This is a genomic window from Paenibacillus swuensis, assembly GCF_001644605.1.
Taxonomy (GTDB): domain Bacteria; phylum Bacillota; class Bacilli; order Paenibacillales; family DY6; genus Paenibacillus_N; species Paenibacillus_N swuensis.
The window spans coordinates 424,552-438,455 of the sequence record NZ_CP011388.1; the positions used below are offsets into that span (position 1 = coordinate 424,552).

The following is a 13,904-nucleotide window of genomic DNA, read 5'->3' on the forward strand; positions in this document are numbered from 1 at the left end:
GGAATGGCGCGTAACTGGAAAAAGAAGATGTGTTTTGCTACCTCATCTGACGTCAAAAACACCATGGGGCGAAACAAGTAGCGATACGCTACTTATTTCGTCTGCATGGTGTGTGTTTTTTTGGCGTGAGTAACTGTGCTATTCAAATCCTTCGTAACTCTCTTCATCCGCCATCGCCTGAATTTCGTCCGAAGTGATTGAGATATAGCGGTAGCCTTCTTCAGCGTGTTTCTGAAGCGCCTTTTGCTTGAAGTATCGCGGACTGGCTTCTCCTGCCTCTTCATCATAGACCAGAATGATGCCGTCCGACTTGCGGAACAGGAGCTCATCCCTCGCTGTAAATTGCCAAACCCCGCTGTATCCTTGCTTGCTCACCGAACCGTAATAGTCCACGCCCTTCAGAATGTTATGATAATATTCCTTCTTGGGGTCCTTCCACTTCTCCTCCGGATTCATGAACGCGGTCAGGATGGACAGCTTCAGGTCGGGATAGTCCTTCTTGAGCGCAATGACCGCTTCGCACGCCCATAAGTCCACACCGTACTGTCCCGGGGTTATCACCCACTCCAGCCCTTCCTCCACGAGGGGAAGAAGTTTCGCGGTTATGGCTTTTTGGATATAAGGAATGCCCGGATGCTTCTGATCGTAAATACTCAGTTCCTGCGCACGATAGCCGGTAATCAACAGATTCTTCATTGTTATTTATGCGTGCCGAAATCGACCATAGTTTCTTTCTTGTTCTGAGGGGATTGCGAACGGTCCCGGGACCCTTTGTTGACCTCCGCCTTCTTCTTGTTGGAGATCGCTTTCGGCGCGCCCGGCACCGGTTTCTCAACGCGCTTCTTCGGCTTTTCTTTCCACCGGGTCCAGCCCTTCTTGTCGGTTCCCCGACCTGTGCCGCCTTTGGCTTTAGCCATCTATGTTCACTCCGTTCCGTCATGGACCTGTATCTCTTGATTATTTAACCAAGTCTGATGAAATATACACTATATTGTCCAATCTGTATAGACGGAGCCTGCGGCTGGCCGGTTACTGAAGCAGCTGTTGAAGTACTACTGCGGCTTGCGCCCGCGTTACAGGAGCCTTCGGCGAGAATTGCGCCGCAGCCGTTCCGCGCATCAAGCCGGCGCTTACCGATTTCTTAACGGCATCCGACGCCCAAGCGGAAATGCGTTGTTGATCTTTGTACGAAACGGCCTCAGCGGTAAGCTGTATCCCGTGGTAAAGTTCATAGGCCTTGACCATCAGCACCGCCAACTCTTCACGGGTAACCATTCGATCCGGCTCAAAGGCAGCGCCATTGCTTGTTCCTGTTGCCAGCTTGGCGCGAACCAGCGATTTTACCGCTTCGGCATACGAAGCCTTCGGGTCTACATCCGCGAATACAGCTCCCGATGAATCCGATTTCAATTGAAGCGCGCGGGTAAGCCATACCGCAAGTTCCCCTCTCGTCATGTTTGAATGTGGAAGAACGGTTGCCTCGTTACGGTCAGCCCCTTGTTCGCCTCGGAAAACATGCTTAGCGAACAAGGTTCTGAAAGCTTCAAACGCCCAATGCTTCGGCGCCACATCTGCAGGTTTAACATCATAGCTCATCAACGCATACTTGCTGAAGTGAGACAATTCGGTTGTGATTTCTTTCTTGGCAGCATTCCATTTACCGCCGACATATTCCCATAGGCTGGCAGCTTCGTTCCAGCGATAGATGCCTAACAGTTTCGCATGTCCGGAGCCTGCGTATGCGAAACGGACTTCAACCGGTGTGTTGAACGAGTCTAGCTTGTGCTGCTTGCCGTCTTTCGTGACAGCAAATAGTTCAAGATTGAACACAGATCCGGCTAAGGATAATCCCTTATCCTGCTGAGCTTTCGCAATTACCGTAGCTTGATCTGATGTGATTTCCTCCAGCTTCATATGGACGGTCGCCGTCTCCAGCTGCGACGATGCGAGCAACTGTGTCAGTTGCTTCAATGTGCCGCCCGGGATACTGACGGAGACCGAACCCTTCGAGATCTGCAGGCTTTTCTCCGCATGACGGATGACATCGCTTGCGGACAATACCGCTTCATTCTTACCCTCCGACAGCGCGACATTTATGACTCCAGCTTGCGCAGCCTCCACTGTAATCTGTTGCTGCTTGGATGCAGGCTGCGTCTTTACCTCCGGCCCGTTCGTTCCCGATTGCCCGCCTGTTCCAGGTTGCTCCGGTTGCGGTTGCGGCTGCGGTTGCGGTTGCGGTTGCGGTTGCGGTTGCGGTTCTGGTTGAGGTGTCGCAATCTTATCAGTAGTTACCTTAACCGTATTGCTATCTTCCGACCATAACCCTGCCGGAGATTGGGTTCTTAGCATAAAGTTATACTCTGTTCCAGGCTCCAAGCCCGTAACTGTTGTTTCGGAACTCGTCCCCGGAGCGGCCTGAACCATGTTCCCGTTCATGTACAACTGAACTTGTTTCACATTGCCTGAAGGCTTCGTCCAAGCGAGCTTCACCTCATGCTCCGAATGTTCCACGGCGCTGAGCACCGATGCCTCGGGCTTCATCTTCGACGCGGCGATGGTCTGCGACGTTACGTAGACGAGCGAAGCGTTCCAGTATATAGCCTGTTCGTTCACGGTCCAATCGCCGTAGCTGTCCGCGAATGCTTTAGCCTTAAAACGGGAATAATTCTTACCCTCATTGCCGTTCGGCCCACCCGACAGGTATCCAGCAGGCGCGGTTGCCAGTCCATCCATCTTGTAGATGTTACTGAAAGGCTTAAGCAATGAATGTTCCCCGTATCCCGACACGAAAGAGAAGCTCAACGGATTCGTACCCAGCGCAAAATTCAAATTGTTCCGAAGCACTTCATAAATCTCGGAATCATCCGTCCCCAGCGCTTTGGAGAAGGAGTGCAGCACTTGCGAAGTGTTCAGCATGCCGAAGCCTACACTGCCCCAGAAGTACGTTTCACCGGCATTATTCTTCCAGGCGCCTGAAAGACTTCTGGACTTCAGCATGGCTACAAAGTGATTGAAGTTGGACTTCACATAATCGATAACACGTTGATCCGCTCCGGGCGTAAGAATGTAATCCAGGTAACCCATTCCATGATCAATGCCTAGATTCAGGTTGCCGAATATACGATTCTCCACATCCACATCGCTCGGTTGGCCTGAAGAGGAAGGCGCAGGGTCTGCTTCATAAGTCAGATAATGCTCCAGCATATAGTCGCTGTACGCTTGCTCCCCGGTCGCCCTGTACATAGCACCTGCAGCCTGCAAACGGAAGAAGCGGTCGTCTTCGAAGTAGTCGGCTGTGCCTTTTTTGCCTTGAATCATAACGGGATGGTCTACCAGGTACTTGAATCCTTTACGAGCCGCGCTCAGCAACTGATTCGCATAATCCGCGGTTTGCGGGTTCTCCCTGTAAATCACGGCAGCATGTGCCAGTGCGGATACCGCGGCTCCTGTGCTGTATGTCGGCTTCACGTTAGTATTGCCCGCATCATCTGTGTCCGTGACGTACCTTTTGAAATCATTACGCAACCGCGCTTGCTCCGGATCGCTCAAATCGGTCGCGAACGGATTCGTGTTCATATCCATGACAGCCGAATAGAAGCCGCCGCTAGCCTCGTCTTGCATGCTCAGAATCCAGTCCAGTTCCCACTTTGCTTCGTCCAAAATATCGGGAAGTCCGTTGCCCGACTCCGGAATCCGGTTCTGACCGTCTGTGAACATCTGAGGCGCTTCTTCGTAAGCGTACAGAAGCTGTTTCACGGACCAGCCTGCAGAGCGCATGTATTTCCCGAAGTCACCGGCGTCATACCAGCCTTTACTTACATCCCGCTTGGGCCCGTCAACGTTCCCCGCGCGCATATCGGATTCGAACGGAGCGCTGAAGTCGTTCTCATCCGGGAATTGCTCGGCGTAGCTTCCGCCGAAGAACATCGGGCGGGCATAGATTCCTGCATAAGCGGGATCCAGATCTATCCCTCCGCGTTGGTAATAGTAATATTTCATGCTGTCCGCCAGCAGGTTATCAAAGACGTTTTCCCCGATCTCGAAAGGATGCGAAGCTTCCGAATAACCTTCCACCTTCAGCACATATTCGCCGGGAGTTTGCAGATCATCAAAGCGCGCAATAAGCACTTTCTCGCCGCTGGCAACAGGATCCCAAGCTGTCACCAGCTCTAGCGATCCTTCATAAACGGTTTCACCGTTGGTTGTGTTCTCGATCGTGAACGCAGTGCCCTCATCCGCGAGCAGATTTTCCGCGAAACCCGATACATTCGCGTACTTAGGCATCGTTGTCAGATAGCCGACTTGATTCACCTTCAGCGGATCATAGCTTCGCTCCTTATCGGGTGAGGTGATGCGAATATTGGCAATCCAGAACGATTGGGCTGCGGCATTGTTCGACCAATCCGGTCCAAATCCCAACGTCCATAGATGGTCCAATTGGAAGGCCGGTTTCTGGTCCGCCAGCGCTTTCAACGGGATGGAAACGTGTTGCCAGTTCCTGTTACTTTTGGTAGCGTTATCATCAATCTGTATCGTTTGGCCCACCTTGATCATCAAGCCTGCGGCCCGCTCATCGACACGATCTCCCAGTTCCACCATAAACGATTCCAAGCCTGTTTCTCCCAACACTTCGAATTCCAGCGTTCCATTCTCATAATAGGCGGACAGATCGTTCGTCGCCCATCCTGAGATGGCAAGTTCGCCGCCCCACCAGCCTGAATTTCCACCGGCTTTGTCGAAGGCTACGGAAGGCAGGTACACCGTGTCGTTAACACTGCTGCCGTACGTCGCGAAAGTAACCCCTTCATCCATCGGGAACGTCGCCGCGCCGCGCTTATTAATTTGACCGTCCGCCCAACCCATCAACGGGGTTGTCCGATCCTTGAATATGCGAATCTCTTGCAGGCGATTGTAGCCTTCCGGCGGTACGGCTCCCCCGGCTTGTCCTTCAACAACGGGATCGTTCGCATACGCTGTCAACACAGAGGAACACACCGACCACAACATGATCAAGACTAGAAAACCCATCTGTTTCTTCTTCACGCTTTCACACTCCTATTAGGATAAAGTTTAGTCCGACTGTCATGTATCCGCTTTCTTTTTGATTATAGAAGTGTGAGAGTTGGGCGTATATGGTAATTTATTATGTTTATGGCACTCTGTTACGCAAAAAAAAGAACACCTGTCCAACGACAAGTGTTCTCTTGATTAAATTTCAATGCCTTCAAAAGCCGCAATCCTCTCGCGGACTTCCTCCGGAATTCTCGTGCTCTTGCCGCTCTTCGTGTCGATCAGAACAATGGCCCCGCGCCCCGCCGCTTTCAACTGATTATCTACGACGACGGCGTATTCAACATCCAGCGAAGACCTGCCGATTGACGCCACTCTGACATGGAGCTTCAGCGCATCCCGCAGATAGAGTTGAGCCAGGTACTGGCATTCCAGGTCCGCGACCACCGAAACTTGATCATCCCCGAACAAGTCCGTGGTCAACCCAATATGCTCGAAATACTCAATCCGTCCCTGTTCAAAATACATAAAGTAACTCACATTATTCACATGCCCCAGCATGTCGGTCTCACAGTAGCGAATTCGGATCGGAATGGAGAAATGGAATTGCTCTAGCCAGCTTTGCTTATCCGGCTGAATGAAAGTGGGTTTTCTCATGTTGGTGTTCCTTTCGGGTGTTTTTTCTAGTATCGTACCATTTCAGTTGAGCAAAAGGTAGCTTGATTTTTCATACAATATCATGCTAAATTTGGGAGGAAATCCAAGGGATAGGAAAACAAAATATGTCTGATTACCATACTCTTTATGACGAATATCGCCCGTTGTTATTCCATATCGCATACAGGATGCTGGGATTGTCTCAGGACGCCGAAGATATCGTTCAGGATGTGTTCGTCTCCTTACAGCAACAGAATACCGTTGAAATTACCAATATGAAAGCATATCTTTGTAAACTTGTCTCCAATCGCTGTTTAAATGAGCTCAAATCATCGCGCAAAGCAAAGACGACTTACATCGGCCCTTGGCTGCCAGAACCGATCGTAACGGCGGCGGAAGGCAATCCCGAAAAGTCTCTGGAGCTCCAGGACGACATCGCCTACGCTTATCTAGTCGTGATGGAACGGCTGACACCGATGGAAAGGACCGTATTCGTGCTGCGGGAAACCCTCGGCTTCGCTTTCAAGGAAATCGGCGAATGGATCGGCACCTCTGAAGTGAATTGCAGGCAGCTGTTCAGTCGCGGGAAACGAAAGCTGGACGCTAAGGTAAACGACCCCGGTGTACCCATTTCTCGGATAAAACCTGAATCCCGGGCACTTAGTGTTTCGTTCAGCACCGCTTTTCGCGCCGGAGATATCCCTGCCATCGTTGAACTGCTGAGTGAAGATGCCATCATGCATACAGACGGCGGAGGTATCGTAAAAGCTGCAATCAACCCGATTATCGGCCGGAGTCGTGTCAAGGATCTGCTGGCCTTTTCCATTTCCAACTATCTTCGAACTGGGACTTTCAAGAAGGTACTTGTTAACGGCCAGGAAAGTTTTATGGTCCTGTATGACGGTAAACCGCACGCCGTGTACACTCTGGTTGTAACTCCTGACGGAACGGCCGTTTCACGTGTATATGTCATGATGAATCCGCACAAACTTCTGGGTGTTGCCCGTTTGCTCGAGAGGCAGTCCTAACGGGTTTATTTTTTTACGAACATTGTCACAAATCAGTTCCTTCAGTTGTCTTCTTTTAAGTACTGACTAAAAACAAAGTGGAGGAACCATCCAATGAACAAACTGCTTGTCATCAATGCGCACCCTGAAGTGAATTCTGCTTCTTCCTACAGTTTAAATGTCCTAAATCATTTTATGAAAATCTATAAAGAGCGTCATGCCAATGACGAGGCTATCGAACAAATTAACCTTTACAATGATGTTATCCCCATGGTAGACCAAACGGTTTTAAGCGCATGGGGAAAACAAAACAACGGCGAGGAATTAACAAGCGAAGAGCAAGAAGTAACCGGACGGATGAGCAATATTTTGCAGCAATTCAAGAGTGCCGATAAATATGTAATCGCCTATCCATTGCATAACTTTAATATCCCGTCCAAACTGAAAGATTATATGGATAATATTCTGATCGCAAGAGAGACGTTCAAGTACACCGAAGACGGGTCCGTTGGTCTTCTCAAGGACGGACGCAGTATGCTCGTTATCCAAGGCAGCGGCGGCATTTATACTAACAATGACTGGTATACGGAAGTGGAGTACTCCCATAAGTACTTGAAGTCGATGTTTAACTTTCTTGGCATTGAAGATTACAATATACTGCGGGTTCAGGGAACGTCCATCTTGCCCCAAGATGAAATCTTGCAAAAAGCATATCAAGAGGCGGAAGAAGCCGCTTCCATCCTTGCGGTAAAATGAGTGAGAACCGGACTCACAGAGCACACAAAAAGAACTCAAACTTAAAGTTTGAGTTCTTTTTGTGTGCTATTACCCGCGCTTGCTATACAGATCGGACCACTGCTCCTCCAGCCAGGTGTCGAACTCCGCGCCCTTCTCGCCTTCATACGCGTCGTAGATGTCGATTCGCATCTTCTTCAGCTTCTCCTTGAACTCTTCGAAGGTGTGACCCGCCGGCAAGCTCTTCTTGATTCTCAGCAGAATTTTCGGCAAACCCTTGAACAGCTCCGGCTTGTTCTTCGAAGGCAGCTTTGCGTCCTGGCCCAGCTTCTTCAGACTGTGGAATGCGGCTTCTTGCACTTTATACACGAGATCATTGTTCATGATCTTAGTCAGCATCGTAATGGTTTGGGACGCGTGAATGTTGCCCAGCGCTTCCACCGCATCCAGACGCTCGCGCCAATTGGACGCGCGGTGGGCGGATTTCTTCAGTTCCTCAAAGTTCTCAGGCAATTCGGTTGTTGTCTCTCTGTTATTCAAAAGATTCATGCTCCTTCGCGGTATGTTCATAGTCACATACTTTATTAGAAACATTGTACCATAACCTGTTCCAATTTCGTAAAGTTACTGCAACCCCCGCTTCCGCCGGGCTTTGCGGTAATCATGAGGGTTGTGGCCGTACACTTTGCGGAACAGCCGCGCGAAGTAGGAGAAGTTACCATAACCCAAGGCCGCAGCGACCTCAGAAATGGATTGATCTGTCTCGGTGAGAAGGCTTGCGGCGCGGTGCATTTTCTGCTGCAGGATGTAGTCCGTCAACACCTCTCCCGTCTCCTTTCGGAACAATCGCGACAGATAGGCGGGATTAAGGTACACGTGTGCGGCCAATTCCTCTCTGGAAAGCTCTTCACTCAGGTGCGCGGCGATATAAGCTTTAAGCTTTAGCACCACGGGGCTCTCGGCCGGAACGGGCGCACTCCACAGCGAAGAGGCGGCTTGAATGAATTCCTCTGCCCAGCGCTTGAATTGCGGCACAGACCGGGTGACGGCATGCGGGTCTGAAGACATCCCTTTCTCATAAAGGAGCTGTGCGGAAAATCCCTTGCGCTGCAGCACATAGTAAACGGCTTGCAGCAACGCGTGATAGAGCATCGTCAGCGTTTCCACGGTCATTCTCTGGCCATCGCCTTCACTAAGCTTTACATCCAATTGATGCATGATCGCATGGACGTCCCCCTCTTCCACAAGGTCGGCCCATTCTAACTGTTTATGATGACCTCCGGACTCGACTTCTTCGGAAGTAACCGGGGCACCGGTTTCATAGAAGATGACCTCATTCGTGCGGGTCACATTGCGATATTCCATATCCCGAAGACCAAGGTAAGAGGTCAGTATTTCCGCCAAAGGAACCGTATTCCCCACATAACAAGACACCTTGCAGTAGAAGTAAGCTTTACAAGCCGCGATCCATTCACTGCAGAGCTGCTCCGTCAACACCGATTCCGGTTCGCATTCGCCCGCATACAGGATCAGCATCACATTCCCTCGCGGATCCTTCACCGCATGGCCCGGCATTTGCTCCAGAATCATTTCCTCCGCGGCTTTCAGAACAGCGAATTCCAGAATGTCCTCATCCCAATCGTTAAGCGGTTTCTCCCAGCCTTCCACGCTGATGAAGACCAGACGAACCTTGCTAATGAGGTTCACATCCAGCGTAATTCCGTAACGCAGCAAGGAATCCTTCATAGCTTCCATGTTTCGGGCCGTGCGCCGCTCCAATACATCCTGCCAGAACCGCTCGATCAACAACGGTTTGTGGCTGTTCCATCGCTCGGCGATCTCACGGTACTCCTCGTCGGATTGCGACATTCGCTTGCGTTCCTCCGCTTTCTCCATGGCTTTCATCAGCGCCATCTCCAGCTCGGTGTAGACGACCGGCTTGAGCATATAGTCGCAGCCGCCCAGTTGGAGCGCCTTCTGCGCATAGGAGAATTCCGAATGACACGTAAGCACAATCGTCTCCAGTGCCAACCCCTGAGCGTCTACCCATGCCATCAGATCCAATCCGCTGCCTCCCGGCATTTCGATATCGCAGATCATAATATCCACCGGATCTTGGGTCAGCACATCTTGAGCCATCGCGGTATGGTAGGCTTCAAACACCTGATTCACACCGATTACATCCCATCGCACACCGGAACGAAGTCCTTTCACCGCGTATATTTCGTCATCCACTATGAGTACATTCATGTGATGCTCCCCGCCTTCTCCAAATCTGATCTTGTGCTGATGCCGACATCGGGCAGACAAAGCGTAATTACAGCCCCTCGCGGACTTGCGGTGCTAAACCTCATAAACACAGCGGTTTTGTAATACAAGCGGCACCGGCGCACCACATTCCACAACCCGACATGACTGCCCTGAGGCTCCACCCCGTGCACGCTGTCCTCGAGAAAAGCCACCCGTTCCGGCGTGATGCCCTTGCCGTTGTCCTGCACCTCGATGCACACGGCTCCAACTTCCAAATCCCTGTAAACACGCAGCTTAATTTCAAAAGGTCCCCCTTGTTCCACCGAAAACCCGTGAACCATAGCGTTTTCTACTAACGGTTGCACAATGAGCGGAGGAATTTCAACCCCTTCCAGCTCAGGATCGATATCGAACGTAAAGTTCATCATCATCGGGAACCGGTAACGCTGGATCGTTAAATAGCTGTTGATATGATCCATCTCTTCCCGGATCGTAATCGTAGTGACTTGGGTGCGTGTCGTGTAGCGAAAATAACGGACCAGGTGCAGGGCCATATTTTGAATAATGTCATAGTCGCGGGTTTGAGCCAGGTTGTACACGATATTCAGCGAATTCATGAAAAAATGCGGGTGAATCTGCGCCTGCAAGTGCTTCAATTCGGCTTTCTGGGTCCGGATCTGCTCCTCATAGATATCGATTTTCAGATGCTCAATCTGGTCGACCATCCCGTTGAACGTTTCCTTGATGGTCATAAACTCCGGCAAATGATGCGCCTCCAGACGGGCGGTCAGATCACCGGAGCGGATTTTGCGCATGCCGCGGATGAGACTGTGCATCGGATTGACTATGGATCGCTGCAGATAGATCAGGTAAAGCACGAGCATGATGCTTGCGGCCAACGGTACCATATACGTCAAGTTACGGAAGAACGGGAGCCCTTCCAGTAACGTTCTCTCAGGCAGCATGAGCAGCAAATTCATATTCACCATCGCTGACGTCCGGTTGACCAAGAGGTAAGACTGGGGCAAGTTCACGATATTGTAAGCGGACGCCTCCTGATTCAGGTGCGGCTGAAGACGGTTATGCTCCAGCGCCTCCGTCACGACGGGACCGGCTTTGGACATCAAGCGCCCCTCACGGCTAAGCAATAAAGCCTCGCCTTTGCCTTCTTTACTAAGAGCATGCAGCGGCTGCATGAGTCGGTCCAGATTCACCCAAGTGCCGATATAGGATTGGTAATTGGTGCTCACAATCCGCACCAGAGCCGTCCCGTCTTCCGATTCAACGATATTCCACTCGCTAAGGAAGGCGGGGTCCTCTTGCTGCAGGCGAAGAAGGTTATGAAGCTTTACTTCGATCGCCTTCTTTTGGATAAAGGATACGGATTCTTGCTGGGCAACGAACAATTCATCATAACGGGAGCTATAGGCAAACAGCGCATCCGCCGCCTGATAGTAATTGGTATTGAGGTAGAGATCGTTCACCGTTTGGGTTTTCGCCAGATAATAACCCCAGCTGTCCTTCTCGTTCTGGCTTAAGGAGATGAGGCTCTGATCCTGCTCCGCGGTTTTGTACAGATAGTTCTGGATTTCCTCCAGCACTTTGTCCATATCGTTCATGTACATTTTGAGTAAATTCTGGTTGGATTGGGCCACTTGGGAATGCACGACCTTCGTCGCGTACAAATTGTTGAGCAGCAGTAAGATCAGCAGGGGCAGAATCACCATCCCGAATCCGATAATCAATCTGACGCGTAATGTGGCTTGCTTCATAGAGCTTCCTTCCTTTGGACAATCCATTCATCAAGCTGGCGCTGCTTCTCCGCAATGACTTTGTCGGCACCTGCCGCTTTCAACTTCTCCATGTACATGGGCAAAATAATGCTCGGATCCTGCGCACCCGTATACACCGCCGGCGTAAACTCTTTGTCGACGAGGTTGCAGGTGGCAATTTCCGTCTTCACTTTGTCCGGATTGAACACGAAGCCCAGCGCTTTGGACCGTTCCGCTTCATCGTTGAACCGTCTGTATTCGGTCCATAAATTCGGGTCCTCGTTATCCCACAGGTACGAATTCAGCTGGTTGCCGAACATCCACGACTGGTTCAGGTTATAGCCTACAGTTCGGGAATCAACGCCCTCAGGGTAGCTAATCATATTGCCGTTCTTCTTCACATAATGCTGGCCCTCAATGCCCCAGTTCAACAGGTTCAAAATATATTTATCGCTATAAAGTAAGTTGAGAAACTGCATCGCTTTCTCGGGGTGCTCCGACTTCTTGGCGATAGCGAACATGGCGCTGGTCGTGTCCGCCGTGGTGGTGTAGGGCTTGGTGAGCGGGATCGTGACCATCGGCATGCCTGTATCCCGGGAAGCCTGAAATTCGAAGCCCGGCTTCAGGGATTCCGCGTAGGCGAACGCTTGGCCGGCTTTCACCGCTTCGAACTCATTGTCCTTGGTCGTCGCGGCGTCTTCGTTGAAGTAACCGGCCCGTTTCCACGCGTACATTAACTCGGCGTACTTGCGGTACTCGGCTGTCTCGACCATGTTCACGACCCGCATGGAGGACTCCGAACGTTGCAGAACACCGGGGCCTTCGCCCAGCATGTCGAAGGTGCCGTACTGCATCATGTAGGTGAACGGACTGCGGTCGGCTTTGGCTTGGAGCGGGACGATGCCCGGCTCATGCTGGCTGATCTCATGAAAGACGGGCCCGAGGTGCTCGAGCTTTGTGATCTTGGTTATATCGACGTTGTACTTGTCGACTAGATCTTTGCGCAGCACCATGCCTTTGGAGGAAGCGAACTCTTTGTTCGTTACGATGCCATAGATGCGTCCGTCCACTTTGCCGGCTTCGACGATGGATGGATCCAGGACTTGGCGGATGCCCTGTCCGTATTGTTGCAGGAGCTCTTCCAGGGGCAAGTAACGACCCTTGGAAACTTCATCGCCGAACCGCATCCAGCCGGCTGTGAACACAAGGTCGAGCTGCTCGCCTGAGGCGTACATCAGACCGGTTCGGTCCCACCAGATGCCGAGATCGATGGGCTTGATGTCAAGCACGGCACCGATCTTCGGCTCGAGGTATCGGTTAATCTGCTCTTCGACTTCCTCCAGATCGGGCGGCACCACGGCTGCGGGAAACACCATGACCAAGCGGTCGGCGTTAGTTGGGGAAGCCGATTCCGGCGCCGGCTTAACGGTGTCCTTTGCCGCGTTGGATGCCGGAGTGGATGTGCCGTATGCGGATTTAGTCTCGGATTCGGTCGTGTTGTTGAAGAGTCGCATGGATTGCACAACAAAGAAACCGACCAATAGAAGAGCGGATATAATCGCAAGCGTTTTCAATTTAGGTTGTTTCAGGCGTTTCATCTTTCATCCCCCACCGTTGCAGCGCTGATGTGTCAACTATTGTAGTCTATTGTATCGCATTTCACTGCCAATTTGGTGACCTAAAAGCGTAATATTGTGACTTAGCTATTGACGCGCCAGCTACTACGTGTTACATTGTAGTGGTAGTAAGTAATACATGTTAGCAGTGATACAGAATAGCAAAGGGTGTTTGTATTGGAAAACCTAACGGAAATGCTTAAAGGAGTGCTTGAGGGCTGCGTCCTTGAAATTATAAGCCGCAAAGAAACCTACGGCTACGATATCACGCGGCAGCTTAACGCCCTCGGCTTCACAGATGTTGTGGAGGGAACGGTGTACACCATCCTGATTCGGCTTGAAAAGAACAAGTTGGTGGAGATCACCAAGAAACCCTCCGATATGGGACCGCCGCGAAAGTTTTTCGCGATCAACGACGCAGGGCGGCAGGAGTTGCTGAGGTTCTGGGAGAAATGGAAGTTCGTATCATCAAAAATGAATGAGTTAAAGGAGAAAAAAGGATGAACTTTTGGGAAAAAATTACCGGCAGCGACCTGACTAAAGAATTTAAAAGCTATGAATCGCGAGTGGCAAAGCTGCCGGCTGATTATCAAGCGGCATGGAAAATAATGAATGCCAATCTGTGGTCTCAGTCCGATTTCACGGGCCGCAGCCTGATGCCGATTCTTGACGGTGTGCTTGGATTGTTCGAAGAAACGGCGGCGGACGGTCAGAGTGTCCAAGAGGTTCTGGGTGACGATATTAAAGGTTTCTGTTCAGCGCTGGCCGGTGAAGCTGGTGCCAAGACATTTCGTGACAAGTGGCGCGAGCAGCTCAACAGCAATATCGCTAAAAAATTAGGTAATTAGGAGGCGGGA

At 51.1% G+C, this 13,904-nt stretch carries 12 protein-coding genes; 4 read left to right on the forward strand and 8 right to left on the reverse strand.

The annotated features are described in order from the left end of the window. Positions 1 to 138 precede the first annotated feature (138 nt). The 4 genes from SY83_RS01950 to SY83_RS01965 form a co-directional block, all read right to left on the reverse strand. Positions 139 to 696: an SLOG family protein gene (locus tag SY83_RS01950; protein WP_068603760.1), complete on the reverse strand. Its 558-nt coding sequence runs from the start codon at positions 694 to 696 to the stop codon at positions 139 to 141. Between the two features lie 2 nt (positions 697 to 698). After that, entirely contained in the window at positions 699 to 917 is a 219-nt protein-coding gene (locus tag SY83_RS22965) for a DUF3934 family protein (protein ID WP_157279764.1), read from the reverse strand. A gap of 112 nt (positions 918 to 1,029) precedes the next feature. Then, complete coding sequence (locus tag SY83_RS01960) at positions 1,030 to 5,043, reverse strand: glycoside hydrolase family 9 protein (RefSeq protein ID WP_068603762.1); 4,014 nt, start codon at positions 5,041 to 5,043, stop codon at positions 1,030 to 1,032. A 165-nt stretch (positions 5,044 to 5,208) separates the two neighbouring features. Then, positions 5,209 to 5,667 (reverse strand): acyl-CoA thioesterase, encoded by a 459-nt coding sequence (locus SY83_RS01965; protein WP_068603764.1) that lies wholly within the window; start codon positions 5,665 to 5,667, stop codon positions 5,209 to 5,211. Positions 5,668 to 5,792: 125 nt separating this feature from the next. On the opposite strand from SY83_RS01965, the gene sigJ reads away from it, so the two are divergent. Beyond that, positions 5,793 to 6,695 carry an RNA polymerase sigma factor SigJ gene (gene sigJ / locus SY83_RS01970; protein WP_068603767.1) on the forward strand — a complete coding sequence of 301 codons (903 nt, stop codon included), beginning with the start codon at positions 5,793 to 5,795 and terminating at the stop codon, positions 6,693 to 6,695. 93 nt (positions 6,696 to 6,788) lie between these two features. Continuing rightward, positions 6,789 to 7,430, forward strand: coding sequence for an FMN-dependent NADH-azoreductase (locus SY83_RS01975; RefSeq protein ID WP_068603768.1), 642 nt, complete (start codon positions 6,789 to 6,791; stop codon positions 7,428 to 7,430). Positions 7,431 to 7,499: 69 nt separating this feature from the next. On the opposite strand, the gene SY83_RS01980 is transcribed toward SY83_RS01975, so the two are convergent. The 4 genes from SY83_RS01980 to SY83_RS01995 all read right to left on the reverse strand — a co-directional run bounded on the left by SY83_RS01980 (position 7,500) and on the right by SY83_RS01995 (position 13,029). Continuing rightward, positions 7,500 to 7,949: a HEAT repeat domain-containing protein gene (locus SY83_RS01980; protein WP_197479938.1), complete on the reverse strand. Its 450-nt coding sequence runs from the start codon at positions 7,947 to 7,949 to the stop codon at positions 7,500 to 7,502. An 84-nt stretch (positions 7,950 to 8,033) separates the two neighbouring features. Further along, positions 8,034 to 9,659, reverse strand: coding sequence for a helix-turn-helix domain-containing protein (locus SY83_RS01985; protein WP_068603773.1), 1,626 nt, complete (start codon positions 9,657 to 9,659; stop codon positions 8,034 to 8,036). Then, positions 9,656 to 11,431 (reverse strand): sensor histidine kinase, encoded by a 1,776-nt coding sequence (locus SY83_RS01990; RefSeq protein ID WP_068603774.1) that lies wholly within the window; start codon positions 11,429 to 11,431, stop codon positions 9,656 to 9,658. The genes SY83_RS01985 and SY83_RS01990 overlap by 4 nt, the downstream gene beginning before the upstream one ends. Continuing rightward, a complete protein-coding gene (locus SY83_RS01995; RefSeq protein WP_068603776.1) occupies positions 11,428 to 13,029 on the reverse strand; it encodes an ABC transporter substrate-binding protein in 1,602 nt (533 codons plus the stop codon). The genes SY83_RS01990 and SY83_RS01995 overlap by 4 nt, the downstream gene beginning before the upstream one ends. 213 nt (positions 13,030 to 13,242) lie before the next feature. Here SY83_RS01995 and SY83_RS02000 point away from each other — a divergent pair, with 213 nt between their 5' ends. After that, positions 13,243 to 13,551 carry a PadR family transcriptional regulator gene (locus SY83_RS02000; protein WP_068610758.1) on the forward strand — a complete coding sequence of 103 codons (309 nt, stop codon included), beginning with the start codon at positions 13,243 to 13,245 and terminating at the stop codon, positions 13,549 to 13,551. Continuing rightward, positions 13,548 to 13,895, forward strand: a complete 348-nt coding sequence (locus SY83_RS02005; RefSeq protein WP_068603778.1) for a DUF1048 domain-containing protein — start codon at positions 13,548 to 13,550, stop codon at positions 13,893 to 13,895. Before SY83_RS02000 ends, SY83_RS02005 begins: the two co-directional genes overlap by 4 nt. The last annotated feature ends 9 nt before the right edge of the window (positions 13,896 to 13,904 follow it).